This is a genomic window from Candidatus Ruthia magnifica str. Cm (Calyptogena magnifica), from assembly GCF_000015105.1.
Lineage (GTDB): Bacteria > Pseudomonadota > Gammaproteobacteria > PS1 > Pseudothioglobaceae > Ruthia > Ruthia magnifica.
Genome location: NC_008610.1, coordinates 937,005 through 954,543, shown reverse-complemented (window position 1 = coordinate 954,543; position 17,539 = coordinate 937,005). Strand labels below are relative to the sequence as shown.

Genomic DNA, 17,539 nt, shown 5'->3' with positions numbered 1-17,539 from the left:
ATAAATATTTTAGATTATTAGAATAAAGTACTAAGCAATAGATAACCTAACAATCGTTGAAAAAGTAGGAGTCATGCAGTTTTTTTCGTCAAATTTTAAGTTATCTTGGAAGCTAATGAAAAATCTATTATTTTTGGCTCATGAGCCACAGATAATTACAAAAAAGAAAGTGATATAGGTATTGCTATTATTTACGATGAAAGAGCTTTTGTCTATCAGCTTAACGAAAAAGACACTTTGTCTTTTTTGATATTATTAATTTAAGAAAAATTACCAATAAAAATTTATTGGCATATATTGACAAAGAAATATAAATAGAAACTTTTATAGTGAAAAATCGACCTTAGGTGTAAATATGAATAATCACCAAAAAATCATACTGGAAAATCCATCTAAATCAGACCTATCTTTACCAAAAAACGATAATAAAGACAAAACAAAAACTCATAAATATTCTAAAAAGTTGCACCCTAACAAGCCATTAATTACAGTTGTGACTGTGGTTTTTAATGGTGATAAATTTTTAGAAGAAACCATTAAAAGTGTTATCAAACAAACTTATGGCAATATTGAATACATTATTATTGATGGTGGCTCAACGGACAGAACTGTAGACATTATCAAAAAATATGAAGATAAAATCGCTTATTGGGTGAGTGAAAAAGACGATGGTATAGCTGATGCTTTTAATAAAGGCGTTATGGCTGCTAAAGGTGAATATATAAATTTTCAAGGTGATAGTGATGGTTTTTATTCTACCTGCGCTTTGGAAAAAGTATTTAACAATGTTAATACAAAAGAAGATGTGCTTATAAGTGCAAAAGTGCAAAGAGTGGATATAAATGGTAAAGAGCTATATGTTTCAAAGCATGTTAGTAATTTTAATAAAAAATCACTTTTATTTAGAATGTCTATACCCCATCAAGGTCTTTTTACACATAAAAGCTACTTTGAAAAATATGGCTTATTTGATGTAAATAATGTTTTTTGCATGGATTATGAGCACCTATTACGTTCATATCACCATTTTCCTAAAGTATTGACTAAAAATATTATTGTTGCTAGATGGCGTGCTGATGGGTTGAATAATGACAGGATTTTAGAAATATTTAAGGAATATTGTCAAATTAAAAACAATAATAAGGTGGCAAGTAATTTATTTCTTTATTTTATAAAATATTGGTCTTTATTAAAGTTTTATATAAAGACTCTATTGAAGAAAATATAAATAATAGTTGAGTTGAGGTGGGTAAATTATTTTTGGTGTAAGTGTGTGTTAAATTATAATGCAAAAAATTAATTAGATTGATAATTTAAAGGTACTGGGAATACTTACTATTATTTTTGGGTATGTCAACTTTCACTTTTAGTGTATGTTTTTGTTTTTTATTAAATTTTATTTAAACATTAAGGTATTTTTGTTAAATATTTTTTACTTCATATTTCTTTTTTATTTTTTGGAGCTAATTGTAAAATCAGTAAAAAGATATGTTTTACATAGAGAAAGTGTTAATATTTTTGATGAACTATAGGTAATATTTATTGGGATAGATTTTTCATCCTTGTTCAATACGCATGTTTCTTACCTACTTTATTTTTTTACTAGATTAATCTTATTTGGAATAGACAAGAATATATAAAATATATTTATACAATTGATAGTTGTATTTTTGTTAATTTGCCATTCGAGCTTGATAATACTTTTAATATTTTGTTGTTTGTTTTTATTGGTAGTATATTTTTTTGCTTTCATCAAGATAATTTTTATTTATTACCCTACAATATTATTATTCATTTGTGTACAAATAATGTTGCTTATATTATTGTTTAAAAATTACATTATTTCTATTGTATTTGTCTCAGACAATTTACATATAGAATTATTAATTAAGGTTTTTAACGATTTAAAAGAGCATCAATTTGCTATAATAGATACTGGCGAAAGTGAAAAATCATCTTTAAAGTATTGAAAATAAAAATACAATATTTGAAGGTTTTGTAAACAATAAAAAATTCAAAAATTATTTTATTGAAAATGATATATGTAATTACCAAATATTTAAGAGGCTTATGGGTTAGTTGTAGAAGAGATGCTTCATTTTAAATTACCCGTTATTGTCTCACAAAATTGTGGTTGAATTGGAAAAACTATTGGGTGGTCTTAAGAGATTCTCTATTAAAAATAGAAATTCTAAATAGATAGAAACATATATCAACCAAAATATGAAACTTTTAATCGTTCATAATAAATATCAGTCTAGTAAAATAGGTGGTGAAGATATTGTTTATAACAATGAATTACAGTTTTTACAAGAAATATTAGAAAGAAAAAATGTATTTTCTTTTGACGTGTCTAATGATGGTGTTAGTAAATTTAAGCTTATTTTTGGTATTTGGTTTTCATTTAAATATTATCAAAAGATAAGAAAAATGGTTGAAAAAAACCATATTGATATTGTTCATGTACATAATTTTTATCCACTTTTAACACCCAGTATTTTTAAGGCCGCTAAAAATGGTGGTGCTAAAGTTATCCATACTTTACATAACTATCGCCTTTGGTGTATATCTGGTACATTTTATAGAGATGGTTATGGAGTGTGCGAATTATGTACTAAGCATAAGTTTTCATTTAAAGGTATTTTAAATAAATGCTTTAGAAAATCACTGGTTCAAAGTATGTTGGCACAGTCGTCATTCTGGTTTTATAAATTTATCAAGGTTTTCGATAATATTGACTATTTTTTTGTATTAACAAATTTTCAAAAAGAAAAAATCAAGATTTTGGGTGTAGATGAAAAAAAGATTATTCTTAAGCCCAATAGTTTAAATATGTCGTTTAGTAGGGGTGACAATAAAAACGGGTATGTGTATGTTGGTAGACTAGAAGAGTCTAAAGGAATTTATGAGCTTTTAAAGGTTTGGGAAAAATTAGATGAACAATTTGTATTAATCATTGTAGGTAGTGGAGATGATGAAGAGAATATTAGGAATCAATACAATAAGAGTAATATTATTTTCAAAGGAAAATGTTCAAGAGAGAAAACGCTTCAAATAATTTCAAGTGTCAAATATTTAATTCAAACCTCAGTTTTGTATGAAACTTTTGGGTTAACAATGATTGAAGCTATGAACTTTGGTGTGCCAGTTATAGGGTTTAATGTAGGCACTAGAAAAGATTTTATACAAGACGGTGTTAATGGGTTTATTTGTTCAAAAATTACACTTAAAGATGTTATTGAAAAGTCTTTTGAATATAAAGATTATGATTTTTTGAGTAATCATGCAATATTAAAAGCTAAAAAATTTGAAAATAGTTACGTGGTTAAGAAGCAAATAGAGATTTATAAACAAATATTGGACGAAAATTGAAGTTATCAATCATAACAGTAGTCTGGAACAATAAAACCACTATAAAGGATGCTATTGATTCTGTTTTGAGTCAAAATTATCAAAATATTGAGTATATTGTTATTGATGGCGGTTCTTCAGACGGAACAATTGAAATTATCAAAAATTATCAAAATAAAATTACAAAATTTGTATCTGAACCAGATAAGGGTATTTATGATGCCATGAATAAAGGAATTGTGTTAGCAACTGGTGATATTATTGGAATTTTAAATTCCGATGATTTTTATATTAATAAATTTGTCATCCAAAAAATTATCAAAGTATTTGAAAAAAAAGTGGATTGTGTGTTTGCAGATTTGGTGTACGTACGACCTAACAATTTAGAAAAAGTGATTAGGCGATATGATAATAGTTACTTTAGTCCTAATAAGTTTGCCTATGGTTGGATGCCAGCTCACCCTACTTTTTTTGTAAAAAAAGAAGTTTATCAAAAATATGGTATGTTTAGAACAGATTTAAAAAATGCTGCTGACTTTGATATTTTAGTGCGTTTTTTATATACATATAAAATTAGTTATCATTATTTACCAGAAGTAATTGTCAAAATGCGAATAGGTGGCGTTAGTACTTCTTTAAGTAGTATTTGGATAAATAATATTGAAACTCTACGGGTTTGTAAAGAAAATGGTATTAAAACTAATATTTTTAAAATTTTATCTAAGTATCTGCAAAAAATAGTAGGATTGTTGAAAAAATAATGAACATATTACTCTCAGGCGACAGGTTTTGTAGGTAGCGTTGTCTAAAGAATTACTTAATAAGGGGGTAATTTATCTGTCGTTATTCGTATAAAAATAAATATTTTTTCTAATAGGATTAAGCAGTTTGTGATTGGGTATTTTCGCACAGTTTAGGTGGCATTGATGTTGTGATGCGTCTAGCAGGTAAAGCAGATGTACTTGATCCAAAGAAGATGTCAGTACTTGATGAATTTCAACAAATAAATACAAATTTGAATTTGGTAACGTAATCAGCTATTAATAAAGTAAAAAGATTAATTTTTATTAGCTCTATTAGGATTAATGTCAATAGTAGCAATATTGAATTCACAGAAAATAACAAAGCTTAATTCATAAGAACCTTATGCCGTTAGTAAATATGAATCTAAAGTGGGTTTAAATTATTAAATAAGACAGGTTTAAAGGTGGTTATTTTAGTTTATGATGTTAATATGCCTGGTAATTTTGGTAGGTTGATTAATTGGTTAAGTTCAAAATTTTTAATGCCTTTAACATTGGGATTGATTAAAAATACTCGTTTTTTAATAACGCTTGATAATTTGGTAGATTTTATAATTACTTGCGTAAGTCATAAAAAAGTTTTAAATGAAGTTTTTTTAATTTCTGATGATCAAGATTTATCTACCACGCAGCTACTTAAAAAAATTGAAAAAAGCCTTTGATAAAAATCCATATTTATTGTTAATTCCTGTAGGCTTTATGATTTTTATTGCTAATTTATTGAGTAAAAAATTAAATGCAATTTACTTATCTTCATTACTTCAAGTAGATAATTCTAAGATAAGGAATTTATTAGGTTGGCAACCTGTGTTGTCATTATGGGTGGAACGCTTAAGGGGTAGCAAATGAAAAGAGGATTTGATTTGTTGTTGGTTATAATTTGTACTTCGTTAATGTTGTTGCCGATTATTGTAGTGGCTGTATTAGTTAAATCAACCTTAAAGGGCAGTATACTTTATTGGTCAGATAGAGTCGGAAAAAATAATATTATTTTTAATATGCCAAAGTTTCGTACAATGCGAATGAATACCCCCATTATAGCAAAACACTTGTTAAACAATCCAAGTACTTATTTATCGCCTATTGGTGAGTTTTTGCGACGTACAAGTTTGGATGAATTGCCACAATTGTATTCAATCTTAAAAGGTGATATGAGCTTTGTGGGGCCACGACCTGCACTGTTTAACCAAGAGGATTTAATTGCTTTGCGCACTAAAAAAGGAGTGTATAAATTATTGCCGGGCGTCACTGGTTGGGCGCAAGTTAATGGGCGAGATACATTGTCAATTATTGATAAAGTTAATTTAGATATAGAGTATATAGCTTATCAGTCATTTTGGTTTGACATAAGAATATTATGGATGACTTTTTTAAAAGTTATTAAACGAGAAAACGTGTCTCATTAAAGGTGCTTAAAATAATGAAACTATTTAAGAAATTAACAACATTGCCTAGGACTATTAAGCAATTAATTGTTTTATTGATTGACTCAGTTGTGTTGGTCAGTATATTGCTAGTTTCCTTTTCTCTTAGACTTGGATATTGGTATTGGCCACAAAGCGATCTTTTTTTGGTGATTATTGGCGCACCAGTGATTGCTATTCCAATTTTTATTCAATTTGGACTTTATCATGGTATTGTTCGGTTTTTAGGGCTTCAGGCATTATGGTCAGTAATTAAGGCCGTATCTCTATATGCACTGATATGGGGCGTAGTTGGCTTTATAACTGCCGTAGAAGGCATTCCAAGATCAGTTATACTTATTAATGGATTACTGGCAATTATGGCAATTGGTGGATTGAGAATGTTGGCTAGATGGGCGCTATCTGATGTGGGTACTTTTCTTAAAAATAGCAAGAAAAATGTTATTATTTATGGTGCTGGAGCGGCTGGAAGGCAGTTATCTGAGGCATTATTACAATCAAAAGAGTATAAGCCTGTTGCCTTTATTGATGATGCTAAGGATTTAAATAAGCAATATATTAATGGTGTAAAAGTATATGGCACTAAGCATATTGAATTATTGATATACAAATATAGTGTCAATGAAATTTTATTGGCATTGCCTTCAGTGTCACGTCAAAGGCGTAATGAAATTATCAATCTATTAGAATCATATCCAGTTCTTGTACGGATTTTGCCAGGTGTGTCTGCACTTGCGCAAGGTCAAGTTAAAGTTGATGATTTACGTGATGTGAGTATTGGTGAATTGTTGGGTAGAGAGCCTATCAGTCCTAATCAATCTCTACTTGAAGTGAATATCAAAAACAAAGTTGTGATGATAACAGGTGCTGGTGGATCAATTGGTTCAGAGCTGTGTAGACAGGTTATTAGCCTCGGCGTGTCCAAACTAATATTATTTGAGCAAAGTGAATTGGTACTTTATACCATTGATAAAGAATTGAGTGATAGCGCCAAGGTATTTCCAATATTAGGTTCTGTGGTTGACCAAGACAGAGTAGAAAGAGTGTGTAAGCAATTTAAAGTGCAGACAGTTTATCATGCTGCGGCTTATAAACATGTGCCTATGGTGGAGTTTAATCATACTGAAGGCGTAATGAATAACATTTTTGGTACGCTCAATTGTGCACAAGCTGCAATTAATAACAAGGTTGAAACATTTGTGCTAATATCCACTGATAAAGCCGTACGTCCAACAAATACCATGGGTGCCACTAAACGCTGTGCTGAAATGGTATTGCAAGCATTGTCAAAATGTCAAAGTGATACAAGGTTTAGCATAGTGAGGTTTGGCAATGTGCTAGATTCTAGCGGCTCGGTTATTCCTTTGTTTAAAAAACAAATTAAAGAAGGCGGACCAGTAACGGTGACTGATAAAGAAATTGTTCGTTATTTTATGACCATATCTGAAGCAGTGGCATTGGTTATTCAAGCAGGTGCTATGGGTTCTGGTGGTGATGTGTTTGTACTTGATATGGGTAAATCCGTTAGAATTTATGATTTGGCTTTAAAGATGATTCATTTAACGGGATTAGAGCTTAAAGATGAAACCAACTTAAATGGAGATATTGAAATTAAAATCACAGGTCTTCGTCCAGGAGAAAAGCTTTTTGAAGAATTATTAATTGATGACAATGCGTTGAATACTAGTCACTCAATGATTATGAAAGCTCAAGAAAATATGCTCTCTTGGAGAGAGTTAAGATTGTTATTAGATGATATAAAACTTGCTATTACTAGCCATGATCAAAATAAATTACGTTTATTACTGATACAAATTGTACCAGGTTTTAAGCCACAGTGCGGTATTAGTGACTTATTATTTAATAACCAATCCTTACCTGTTCTAAAAAAGTAAGAACCGTTTCAAGAATATAAACTTCAAATAATACCTTGCTGTTTAGCAAAGTAGTTTGTTGCTTCAACATAACCTTGGATACTACCGCAATCAAACCGCTTGCCCTTAAATTTATAAGCAATCACTCTGCCTTGTTTTGCTTGGGTGAGTAGCGCATCGGTGATTTGAATTTCACCATCTTTGCCAGGTTTATTTTGTTTTAGGATGTTAAAAATATCTGGCGTTAAGATATAACGACCTATGATAGCCATATTAGTGGGTGCATCCTTTGGATTTGGTTTTTCAATCATACTAGTAACACGGTATGTGTCATTAGTATTGTTAACCAAGTCACCAGTAATTACGCCGTACTTATGTGTTTGATCCATGGGCACTTGTTCAATAGCCACGATTGAACATTGATATTTGTTGTACATTTGAATCATTTGAGTTAGTACATTGTCATTTTCTGATGTGCATAAATCATCAGCTAGATGGACAGCAAATGGTTCATTACCAATTAGCGGTTCACCAGTGAGAATGGCATGTCCCAATCCTAGCATTTGCTTTTGCCTGACATAAGTAAAGGTAGAATTGTTACAAACGGCATTAATTTCTTTTAATAGTACTTCTTTTTGCGTACCTTGAATTTGCATTTCCAACTCTAAAGATCGATCAAAGTGGTCTTCAATGGCTCGCTTACCTTTGCCGGTGACGATAGCCATATTGCTCATGCCAGCATCAAGTGCTTCTTTTACGGCATATTGTAATAATGGTTTGGTCAGAATAGGTAGCATTTCTTTGGGTACTGCTTTTGTAGCTGGTAAGAATCTAGTACCAAAGCCTGCTGCAGGGAAAAGACATTTTTTAATCATAATTGTTGTAGTTTTTTAATGAGGATGTTTTTGCCAGATTCTACACCAGGCTGATTGTAAGTATTAATATTGAGTAAGTCCCCAACAAGTGATGTTAATAATTCGTAGTAATAAATCAGTTGACCAATACTAAATTCATCTTGTTTTTGCAAAATAATTTCATCAAGTGGGATTCTTGTATGTTCTTTTAAGGATTCTATAAGAGCGTCAGACTGCATATTAATTAAGGTTGAGAATTCAACTTGATTAATTAGATCTAACGCTTCTAATTTTTCTAAGGTAATATTAGGTACTTTTTGGTGATTGTCAAAGGTTTTAAGTTTAATAAAGGTGACACTTTTATCTCTGGTTCCTTCAAACAATAATTGTAAAAAAGAGTGTTGATCTTTAGGTCCAGTTAGTCCAATAGGTGTTAATCCAACATTAAGGGCTGAGTTTTCTTGTTTCTTACCCAAGCTTTCTCCCCATAATTGTACATACCAATCATTAAAATATTTAAGTGAATCGGTATAAGAAAATAAGGCATTAATGTTATAGTTTGAAGAGTTTTTGGCATAAAAAGTTGCTTTTTTGAGCAATGCATTTTGCATATAACCTTGATTAAAAAAACTGTCTTTAATTTTTGCAGCACCTTTTAGCAAACAATCAATTTTTATGCCTGTCAATGCCAATGGGATAATACCCGAACTGCTTAGGAGTGAAAATCTGCCACCAATATTTTGTTGTATATTAATAATTAAGCCATTAACTTTTTGAGCATGTTGCGCTAGTAGTGAACCTTGGTCGGTAATAAAAGTAAAGGGAAAATACGAGAGTTGGACGCTTTTAATTATTGCAAGAATGTGCTTATAAGCCGCAATTGTTTCAATAGTTGTGCCTGATTTAGAGATAACAATAAAATGTGTTGAGCCCATGTTTATACTATTGCAAATATTGGTAATAGTAACAGGGTCGGTACTATCCATAAAATGCAGGTTTCGTTTTAATTGTCTTATGGGTTTAATAAAATGATAAACCGCTTTAGCGCCTAAGCTTGACCCACCAATACCGATAACAACAATATCAATAATGCTGTTCAAATCTTGCCTTTTGTTTAGTTGTTTTAAATAATGATGAACATAGGTAGTATCTTGATTAGGTAAATTATAATAACCAATTTCTTTTTTTTCATTGATAATTCGACCCAAAAGACAAGGGTCAAAATCAGAATCAAAACCTAGTACGCTAATCATAATATTACGTTATTCTACAGTTACTGATTTAGCCAGATTACGAGGTTTATCAACATCAGCGCCTTTGATTAATGCAACGTGATAGCTTAGTAGTTGCAAAGGAATAGTAAAAATAATAGGCGCTGTAATTCTACCAAGGTTATGTGTAATTGACATGACAGTCATATTTTTCATAGGAAGTACATTGGACATTTCATCTTCAAAAACAATCATTTGTGAACCACGAGATTTGACTTCTTGTAAGTTTGATTTGAGCTTATCTAATAGTTGGTCATTAGGCGCAATTGCAATAACAGGTGTATCTTTATCAATTAGAGCAATAGGGCCATGTTTAAGCTCACCTGCTGGAAAAGCTTCCGAATGAATATAGCTAATTTCTTTAAGTTTAAGCGCACCCTCCATGGCAATAGCATGCATTGTTCCCCTTCCTAAGAAAATGGCATTAAACTTGTCTTTAAAAGATTGTGCGAGTTTAATAATTTTATTTTCTTGTTCAAGTGTTTTTTTAATCAAACCTGACAAGCGATTTAGACCATCTACAATAGAGGCTTCTTGTTGTTTATCCACTTGTTTATGACATTTGCCAATGGCAACTGAAAATAATGCTAAAGATACCAGTTGCGTGGTAAAGGCTTTAGTAGAAGCTACACTAATTTCAGGGCCGGCGTGGGTTAATAAGATAAGTTCAGATTCACGTGTTAAGGAAGATTCTGCACAATTACAAATGGTTAATGTGTGAATATTCTTGTAACGCTTTTTGATAGATCTTAGTGCTTCTAAAGTATCAGCAGTTTCTCCGCTTTGAGAAATAGTGATTAATAGAGTGTTATCAAGTACAATAGGATTACGGTAGCGATACTCGCTGGCCACTTCAATATTAGTTGGTATTTTTGCAATGTCTTCAAGCCAGTATTTAGCGACTAAGCCTGCGTTATAACTAGTACCACAAGCAATAATTTGAATGTGCTTTGTATTTTTGAAAATGGTTTTAGCACGATAACCAAAGGCAGAAAGCAACACGGTATTTTTGGTAATTCGTGATTCTAACGTGTCACGAATTGCTTGCGGTTGTTCAAAAATCTCTTTTTGCATGTAATATTTATAATCACCTAGGTCAATTTGTTTGCTGTTAAGATTTGAAGTTTTAATGCTTCTATTGATTTGTCTACCATCTTTATTGTAAATAGTAATTGAATCAAACGTAATATCGGCAACATCCCCTTCTTCTAAAAAAATAAATTTCTTGGTGATGTCCAGTAAAGCCACCTGATCTGAGGCAATAAAATTACCTTCATCACTGATGCCTATAATGAGTGGTGAGCCATTTTTAGCAACAACGATATGCCCTGGGTATTCTGATGATATTACCCCTAAACCATAAGCTCCTTCAAAGATTTTTACAGCTTTTTGGGTGGCTTTAAGTAAATTTACTGACGTTTTTAGAGCTTGATGGATGCTATGAACAATCACCTCAGTATCGGTATCTGAAGTAAAATCATAACCTTGTTCTTTTTGCTTTTGTTTGAGTTTAAGGAAGTTCTCGATAATGCCATTATGTACAACACTAACAGTGCCAAAACAAATATGAGGATGTGCATTTTGTGTTGATGGTTCGCCATGGGTTGCCCAACGAGTGTGTGCAATACCAATATTACCTTGTATTTTTAGACTTTGTTTTTGAATACTAGTTTCAAGGTTAATCACTTTACCTACTACACGCACACGACTTAGTTTATTGTCGTTTGACAAGACGACAATGCCTGCTGAATCATATCCACGATATTCTAAGCGCTTTAACCCACTAAGTAGAATTGGGGTGATATTGTTTTTACAAATGCCGCCAACGATTCCACACATGATATTAATTGTATTAAGTAATTATGTTTGAGATTATAGTCAATTATGCTTACAAAACAGACAGATTATAATAAACAACTTGTAATCATCGGCTTACACAATCACTCGTATCATTTAGATGGTATTTTATTGCCTACTGAAGTAGTGTGATAGTGCGTAGTTTGAGCGGAGCTGATATTATTAATGCTATGTAAAAAACCAAAGTGCTTGCTAAAATAGGCATGATTATTCGAACACATTTTGCCAAAATTCTGATTCAAGAAAGTATTTGTAAGGATATGAAATCAGTATTCAGATGTTTTTAGCGGGTAAAAATGGGTGTTAAATGACGCATACTAAAATTAGACGTATGATACATGATTTGGTACACATTGGTAAATATACCAAGTTGAATAATATTTTTAGACTGCTCAAGAAAATTCTACCTAGCGTATACATATGTATCTTACAAGGTATACATAACGTTGTTACGTACTAAGAAAAAACCATTGGTCTTAGAGTGTCTAATCATGGTGTTGTACATGCTTTATTGGATACATTAGAAAAGTATATAGATGTGATTATTGATGAAGAACTATTGCTCATTAGAACCAACCATTATGATTGATTCATTTTCAGGTGATATTGATATTACTCTTCAAGAGTGCAGGAGATACTTCCCTTATTGTATAGGCTTTTACGGCGTATAATGCGGACTTTTATCAAGCGCTTTTGGCAAAATGAAAACTGCACAAATTAGACAAAAATTCTTAGATTATTTTGAGTCAAAAGGTCATACGATTGAGTCTAGTGCATCACTTATTCCTCATAATGATAAAACTTTATTGTTCGTTAATGCAGGTATGGTGCTGTTTAAGGATGTATTTAGTGGCGTGGAAAAGCGTCCATATATGCGTGCTGTATCGGTTCAACGTTGCGTGCGTGCTGGCGGCAAACACAATGATCTTGAAAATGTTGGCTATACAGCACGCCACCATACTTTTTTTGAAATGTTGGGTAATTTTAGTTTTGGTGATTATTTTAAACGTGAAGCTATTTATTATGCTTGGGAATTTCTGACAAAAGAGTTAAACCTACCCAAGGAAAAACTTTGGGTGAGTGTGTTTGAAGAGGACGATGAAGCAGAAAATATTTGGATCAATGAAATTGGCTTTCCTAAAAACCGAATCTCTCGTTGTGGTACTAAAGATAATTTTTGGCAAATGGGTGATACAGGCCCGTGTGGTCCATCAAGTGAGATTTTTTATGATTATGGTGAGCATATTGCCGGTGGCCCACCAGGGCATGCTGATGAAGATGGTGACCGATATATTGAAATATGGAACTTAGTATTTACACAATTTGATAAACAAGAAGATGGTCATTTAAAACCATTAGCTGTACCTTGTGTAGATACAGGCATGGGTTTGGAACGTTTAGCCGCTGTGTTACAACATAAGAATAACAATTACGATACAGATGGTTTTCAAAGTCTTGTTAAGGCTATTGTAAACCTAACACCTAAATCCAATAATATTAAAAATAATAATGCCTCGGTGCGTGTGATTGCTGATCATATTCGTTCTACTGCTTTTATGATTGTTGATGGCGTCAACCCTTCAAATGAAGGCAGGGGTTACGTACTTCGTCGTATTATTCGCCGTGGTATTCGTCATGGACATAAGATGGGTATTGACAAAGTATTTTTTTACCGTTTGGCGCCAGTATTGGCATTGGAATTCAAAGATGCTTATCCGGAATTAAAACAAGCTTTACCTAAAGTTGAAAAGGTACTAAAGCGTGAAGAACAACGTTTTTCACAAACGTTAGACCAAGGTATGAGACTCTTAGAAGATGCAATCACCAATCTTAATGGTAGTGAGATTGATGGTAAAACAGTTTTTAAACTTTACGATACTTATGGTTTTCCAATAGATTTAACAGCAGACATTGCTCGTGAGCGTCATTTAACCATTGACATGTTAGGTTTTGAGTTTGAAATGACCAGACAAAGAGACCGCGCTCGACAAGCAGGAGATTTTAAAATATCTAAAAAAAATGTTGATATCATAGGAGTAACTGAGTTTTTAGGTTATGAACAATTGGAGAATATTTCTTCAATTCTAGCACTTGTTAAAAATAGTAAATTGGTTGAAGAAATTAAAGCAGGTGAATATGGAATTGTAGTTTTAGCTCAGTCAAGTTTTTATGCTGAGTCAGGTGGCCAAGTTGGCGATAGCGGCGTTCTGTCTAATGCAAAAATTGAGTTTAAAGTGGATCATACAAATAAACAAAAATCAGGCGTATTTGAACATTATGGCGTTTTAAACAAGGGCGTTTTAAAAGTGGGTGATACAATACAAGCCAATGTTGATAAAAAATCTCGTAAATGTATTGCTAGAAATCATTCAGCAACACATTTATTACATGCCGCACTTCGCATTGTTCTGGGTGAGACAGTAACGCAAAAAGGTTCTTTGGTCGATAGTGAAAAACTACGTTTTGATTTCTCGCATGATGAGGTGATTACTAAATCAGACATCAATAAAATTGAAGGCATGATTAATCGTAAGATTTTAGGAAATACAAAAGTACATACCGATATTATTAATATTGAAAATGCAAAAAAAAAAGACGCAATAGCGCTATTTGGTGAAAAATATAGTGATACTGTTCGTGTTTTAACCATGGGTAAAGATGATTTTTCAGTGGAATTATGTGGCGGCACTCACGTGAAGCAACTCGGCGATATTGGACTTTTTAGAATTACTTCAGAAAGTGGTGTTTCTGCTGGTGTGCGTCGTATTGAAGCGTTAACAGGCTATGATGCGTACCAATTTGATAATCAAATGCAAAATAGCTTGAGTGAAATTTCACAAATGACCAAGTCAAACAATGCACAAGTGGTAGAAAAAGTCACACAATTTATTAAACAGCAAAAAGAATTGGAAGAACAAATTACCATTTTCCAAAAACAATTAACCAGCAATCAAGGAGATGATTTGATTGGACAAGTGCAAGAAGTGAGAAATATTAAATTACTTTCGACTGTCGTAGAAGGGTCTAGTGGCAAAGATTTGCGTAACATTGCTGATAAGCTCAAAGACAAACTAGGTTCGGCTGTTATCGTATTAGCAGTGGTAAGTAATGATAAAGTATCGTTAGTTGTAGGTGTAACGAAAGACTTAACTAAGCGGTATCAAGCTGTAAAAATTCTTAACTATGTTGCAGAACAAATTGGTGGAAAAGGTGGCGGTCGTCCAGATATGGCACAAGGCGGGGGTACTCAGCCTGAATATTTAGCCAAGGCACTTGCCTCAGTTAAATCATTAATTTAAGTCAGAGATTAAACACAACCCGTTGGTTGGGGCATACCACCGTATTTGGTAATAGGCTTCATTGGGCCAGTTAACCATTCCTTAAATAGGATTTTTTTATCAATACCAATAACTTTGGCAAAGGTTCTGATGGGTGGTACTGATGAATTTTCCTCAAAATATTTTCTGGCTATAAGAATTTGATTAACCATACTTTCAGTTAATTCAATATCATCTTCTTTGGCCATTTCATGCATAATGTCTTCTGTCCAAATTGTTGGATCAACTAAGTAGCCATTGCCTGTTCTCTCTAGCTCCATTTTTTACCTTGTTATTTTATGAAAAGTATACTTATTGTACCTAATACCTTAATAGCTCACTTGGTTTTTATAAAAATATCCATCAAGGTTGTAAAAAAGGTATGAGATGGGATCTTCGTAATATTCTTAGGGTATAATTTGCTCGTTATGGACTGAATATAACTTACTATTAGAATAAGCAAAGACCAAACAGATTTTATTTCTGAGGTGTTGAAAGATTTGGATGCTTTGTCTATTATCTTTAGCGATTCATTTTATGATGTTTAAGACAATTTGTAATATTGAATAAACCTCTTTTGAACTACTAGAAATCGTATTTAAAAAGATGAGTGTAAAAAGTATTTGGATTTGTCTTTTGTGAGAAGATGTATTTATTCTACTAAAAGTAGGCTGTTATTATGGACCTAGCTTGGTATTTGTAACAGGTACGTAGCAAACGAAGATTTGTGCTTGCAATATTTGGATCAAAACTCACTAAAGGACTTAACTATGATTGATACTGGTGTTTTGGCAATTTATAGGTGTAAAAGAAATAATTATCGCCATTGATAACGAACTACAAGAGGTGCTTTTAGACTACAAATAATATTCAAACTAACCATGTTGAATCTAAAATAACTATATCATACAGTGACAGAGAAGACGAGTTAAATCAAGTTGATTTATTGATTGCTTATATCTTAGCTAATCCCTTGGTTGATTTGTCTGAATATCTTTTCAAGAGAATTAAATCAGACGGAAAAATTGTACTATCTGATATTTTGTAAGCCCCAAGTAGAGATTATTTTTCAACACTAAACATTAAACAAAAAGATGAGTGGTATCGTAGATGACATTGGAAAACAAAGCATGATAAACAAAAAAATTAAAGCTATATCGTTAATTTCAGGTGGACTAGACTCTCTATTAAGCACTAAACTAATGCTGGATCAAGGAATTTATATAGAAGGTATTAACTTTTTTACTGGTTTTTGCGTGGAAGGGCATACGCATGCTATTCGCAAGCAAAAAAAAGACAAACTAAAGCGTAACAATGCTTTATGGGTAGCAGAACAGTTGGGCATTAAATTACATATTATTGATGTGATTGAAGAATATCGTGACGTACTTTTAAATCCTAAGCATGGTTATGGTAAAAATATGAATCCATGTCTAGATTGTAAGAGTTTTATGGTTAGAAAAGCTAAAGAATGGATACTTGAGTATGAGTTTGATTTTATCATTACAGGTGAAGTTATGGGTCAACGTCCCATGTCACAGCGTAAAGAAGCTATGCCCATTGTCCAAACAGAATCAGGCGCGAATGATTTGCTTCTAAGGCCTTTATGTGCAAAACATTTGCCAGCCACTAAGGCAGAACTTGAAGGTTGGGTGGACAGAGAAAAATTACTGGATTTTTCAGGACGTACGCGCAAGCCACAAATAGCTTTAGCCAAGCAATATAGGTTCAATGACTATACCACACCTGCAGGTGGTTGTTGTTTCTTAACTGACAAACAATACTCAGATAAGTTGGTCGATATGTGGCAATCGCGTGGCAATCGTGATTATCAATTGGATGATTTAATTATGCTTAAAGTTGGCAGACACATTCGCCCAAATCCACGTTTTAAAATGATTGTTGCCCGTGAAGAAGGTGAAGTTAAATTTCTAGAAGGCTATCGTAATCAATATGCTAATTTGTATCCGACCAGTTGTAATGGTCCCTTGGCATTGATTGACGGCGAGCCAAATCAAGAAGACTTGCAAATTGCCGCTAAAATATTAGCACGCTATTCTCAATGCAGAGAAGAGAAGTTGGTTGATGTGGAAGTTAAACTTAATATTGGCGTGGGACAACAATTGAGTGTTAAGCCATTTTCTGCTGATGAAATTCAAAAAGATTGGATGATTTAAATGGTTAGCTGAGGTATTCGTGCATTGCTTAAAAACTAAATATTAACCACCACCCACCGCTTTAATAATCTCAATTTTATCGCTTTCATTTAGGGTAAATTCAACATGTTTGTATTTGGGAATAATAGTTTCATTGACTTCTAGTGCAATGCGTTGATTTTCATAACCTAGTTGAACAATCAAATCATGTGCGTTTAAATTATCAGCTACCTTTAGCGACTTACCATTTAGGGTGAGTGTCATATGTTCATTTTACCAATGGCACAAGAAACAAAGGATTTTACCTTAGCTTTGGCAGAACGAAACCCATATATTGAGTTGATTTCAGGGTAGCCAAGATTGAGTAGAACTTTGACAACTTCGTCTTTTTTAACTTCGTCTACGTCAAGATTTATAACTCCTTGTTCAAGGTTAATATCAATATTTTCTGTATCAAAAGTTGTTGTTAATTTTTTAGTAATGGTGTCTGCACAACCACCACATTTGATATTATCAACGGCTATCTTCATAACGTCTCTTATTTATTAATAAGTGCCATTATATCATTTTGATTCGTGTATCTGGATACCAAAGTAATACGATAATATGGTAAAATATCCGAAGTTTCTTAT

General features: G+C 32.4%; 16 protein-coding genes. 10 read left to right on the top strand and 6 right to left on the bottom strand.

Annotated features, from left to right (window positions below; genetic code table 11):
• Window positions 1–355 precede the first annotated feature (355 nt).
• The 7 genes from RMAG_RS04425 to RMAG_RS04400 all read left to right on the top strand — a co-directional run bounded on the left by RMAG_RS04425 (window position 356) and on the right by RMAG_RS04400 (window position 7,473).
• Entirely contained in the window at window positions 356–1,228 is an 873-nt protein-coding gene (locus RMAG_RS04425) for a glycosyltransferase family 2 protein (protein ID WP_024792140.1), read from the top strand.
• Between the two features lie 995 nt (window positions 1,229–2,223).
• The gene (locus tag RMAG_RS04420) at window positions 2,224–3,372 is read left to right on the top strand and encodes a glycosyltransferase (RefSeq protein ID WP_011738229.1); all 1,149 of its coding nucleotides are present in this window, start codon (window positions 2,224–2,226) and stop codon (window positions 3,370–3,372) included.
• A complete protein-coding gene (locus tag RMAG_RS04415) occupies window positions 3,369–4,112 on the top strand; it encodes a glycosyltransferase family 2 protein (RefSeq protein WP_011738228.1) in 744 nt (247 codons plus the stop codon). Before RMAG_RS04420 ends, RMAG_RS04415 begins: the two co-directional genes overlap by 4 nt.
• Window positions 4,113–4,558: 446 nt before the next feature.
• Window positions 4,559–4,816 (top strand): Rossmann-fold NAD(P)-binding domain-containing protein, encoded by a 258-nt coding sequence (locus tag RMAG_RS05455; protein WP_049752795.1) that lies wholly within the window; start codon window positions 4,559–4,561, stop codon window positions 4,814–4,816.
• Entirely contained in the window at window positions 4,800–5,003 is a 204-nt protein-coding gene (locus RMAG_RS05885; protein WP_024792137.1) for a hypothetical protein, read from the top strand. The genes RMAG_RS05455 and RMAG_RS05885 overlap by 17 nt, the downstream gene beginning before the upstream one ends.
• Window positions 5,000–5,560 (top strand): sugar transferase, encoded by a 561-nt coding sequence (locus tag RMAG_RS04405; protein ID WP_011738227.1) that lies wholly within the window; start codon window positions 5,000–5,002, stop codon window positions 5,558–5,560. Before RMAG_RS05885 ends, RMAG_RS04405 begins: the two co-directional genes overlap by 4 nt.
• Before the next feature lie 14 nt (window positions 5,561–5,574).
• Window positions 5,575–7,473 (top strand): polysaccharide biosynthesis protein, encoded by a 1,899-nt coding sequence (locus tag RMAG_RS04400; protein WP_011738226.1) that lies wholly within the window; start codon window positions 5,575–5,577, stop codon window positions 7,471–7,473.
• A gap of 23 nt (window positions 7,474–7,496) precedes the next feature.
• Here RMAG_RS04400 and galU read toward each other — a convergent pair whose 3' ends face one another.
• The 3 genes from galU to glmS are packed head-to-tail and all read right to left on the bottom strand — an operon-like array spanning window position 7,497 to window position 11,416.
• Complete coding sequence (gene galU, locus RMAG_RS04395) at window positions 7,497–8,327, bottom strand: UTP--glucose-1-phosphate uridylyltransferase GalU (protein ID WP_011738225.1); 831 nt, start codon at window positions 8,325–8,327, stop codon at window positions 7,497–7,499.
• Window positions 8,324–9,559, bottom strand: a complete 1,236-nt coding sequence (locus RMAG_RS04390; RefSeq protein WP_011738224.1) for a glucose-6-phosphate isomerase — start codon at window positions 9,557–9,559, stop codon at window positions 8,324–8,326. Before RMAG_RS04390 ends, galU begins: the two co-directional genes overlap by 4 nt.
• A gap of 9 nt (window positions 9,560–9,568) precedes the next feature.
• Complete coding sequence (glmS, locus tag RMAG_RS04385; RefSeq protein ID WP_011738223.1) at window positions 9,569–11,416, bottom strand: glutamine--fructose-6-phosphate transaminase (isomerizing); 1,848 nt, start codon at window positions 11,414–11,416, stop codon at window positions 9,569–9,571.
• Between the two features lie 719 nt (window positions 11,417–12,135).
• On the opposite strand from glmS, the gene alaS reads away from it, so the two are divergent.
• Window positions 12,136–14,733, top strand: a complete 2,598-nt coding sequence (gene alaS, locus RMAG_RS04380) for an alanine--tRNA ligase (RefSeq protein ID WP_011738222.1) — start codon at window positions 12,136–12,138, stop codon at window positions 14,731–14,733.
• Between the two features lie 8 nt (window positions 14,734–14,741).
• Here alaS and RMAG_RS04375 read toward each other — a convergent pair whose 3' ends face one another.
• Window positions 14,742–15,032: a TusE/DsrC/DsvC family sulfur relay protein gene (locus tag RMAG_RS04375; RefSeq protein WP_011738221.1), complete on the bottom strand. Its 291-nt coding sequence runs from the start codon at window positions 15,030–15,032 to the stop codon at window positions 14,742–14,744.
• 587 nt (window positions 15,033–15,619) lie between these two features.
• Between RMAG_RS04375 and RMAG_RS06280 the strand changes: the two genes are divergently transcribed.
• Window positions 15,620–15,799: a 50S ribosomal protein L11 methyltransferase gene (locus tag RMAG_RS06280; RefSeq protein ID WP_081425173.1), complete on the top strand. Its 180-nt coding sequence runs from the start codon at window positions 15,620–15,622 to the stop codon at window positions 15,797–15,799.
• Between the two features lie 82 nt (window positions 15,800–15,881).
• The gene (locus RMAG_RS04370; RefSeq protein ID WP_034415865.1) at window positions 15,882–16,928 is read left to right on the top strand and encodes a tRNA (5-methylaminomethyl-2-thiouridylate)-methyltransferase; all 1,047 of its coding nucleotides are present in this window, start codon (window positions 15,882–15,884) and stop codon (window positions 16,926–16,928) included.
• Between the two features lie 42 nt (window positions 16,929–16,970).
• Here RMAG_RS04370 and thiS read toward each other — a convergent pair whose 3' ends face one another.
• On the bottom strand, window positions 16,971–17,171 hold the full coding sequence (thiS, locus tag RMAG_RS04365) for a sulfur carrier protein ThiS (protein WP_011738219.1): 201 nt from the start codon (window positions 17,169–17,171) through the stop codon (window positions 16,971–16,973).
• Entirely contained in the window at window positions 17,168–17,437 is a 270-nt protein-coding gene (locus RMAG_RS04360) for a heavy-metal-associated domain-containing protein (RefSeq protein ID WP_011738218.1), read from the bottom strand. Before RMAG_RS04360 ends, thiS begins: the two co-directional genes overlap by 4 nt.
• Between the last annotated feature and the right edge of the window lie 102 nt (window positions 17,438–17,539).

What these genes read in the sequence shown, in the direction of transcription:
- RMAG_RS04360 (WP_011738218.1), bottom strand. Translation starts at nt 17,437, where the DNA reads ATGAAGATAGCCGTTGATAATATCAAATGTGGTGGTTGTGCAGACACC.
- thiS (WP_011738219.1), bottom strand. Translation starts at nt 17,171, where the DNA reads ATGACACTCACCCTAAATGGTAAGTCGCTAAAGGTAGCTGATAATTTA.
- RMAG_RS04370 (WP_034415865.1), top strand. Translation starts at nt 15,882, where the DNA reads ATGATAAACAAAAAAATTAAAGCTATATCGTTAATTTCAGGTGGACTA.
- RMAG_RS04400 (WP_011738226.1), top strand. Translation starts at nt 5,575, where the DNA reads ATGAAACTATTTAAGAAATTAACAACATTGCCTAGGACTATTAAGCAA.
- RMAG_RS04420 (WP_011738229.1), top strand. Translation starts at nt 2,224, where the DNA reads ATGAAACTTTTAATCGTTCATAATAAATATCAGTCTAGTAAAATAGGT.
- galU (WP_011738225.1), bottom strand. Translation starts at nt 8,327, where the DNA reads ATGATTAAAAAATGTCTTTTCCCTGCAGCAGGCTTTGGTACTAGATTC.
- RMAG_RS04405 (WP_011738227.1), top strand. Translation starts at nt 5,000, where the DNA reads ATGAAAAGAGGATTTGATTTGTTGTTGGTTATAATTTGTACTTCGTTA.
- RMAG_RS04375 (WP_011738221.1), bottom strand. Translation starts at nt 15,032, where the DNA reads ATGGAGCTAGAGAGAACAGGCAATGGCTACTTAGTTGATCCAACAATT.
- glmS (WP_011738223.1), bottom strand. Translation starts at nt 11,416, where the DNA reads ATGTGTGGAATCGTTGGCGGCATTTGTAAAAACAATATCACCCCAATT.
- RMAG_RS04425 (WP_024792140.1), top strand. Translation starts at nt 356, where the DNA reads ATGAATAATCACCAAAAAATCATACTGGAAAATCCATCTAAATCAGAC.
- alaS (WP_011738222.1), top strand. Translation starts at nt 12,136, where the DNA reads ATGAAAACTGCACAAATTAGACAAAAATTCTTAGATTATTTTGAGTCA.
- RMAG_RS04390 (WP_011738224.1), bottom strand. Translation starts at nt 9,559, where the DNA reads ATGATTAGCGTACTAGGTTTTGATTCTGATTTTGACCCTTGTCTTTTG.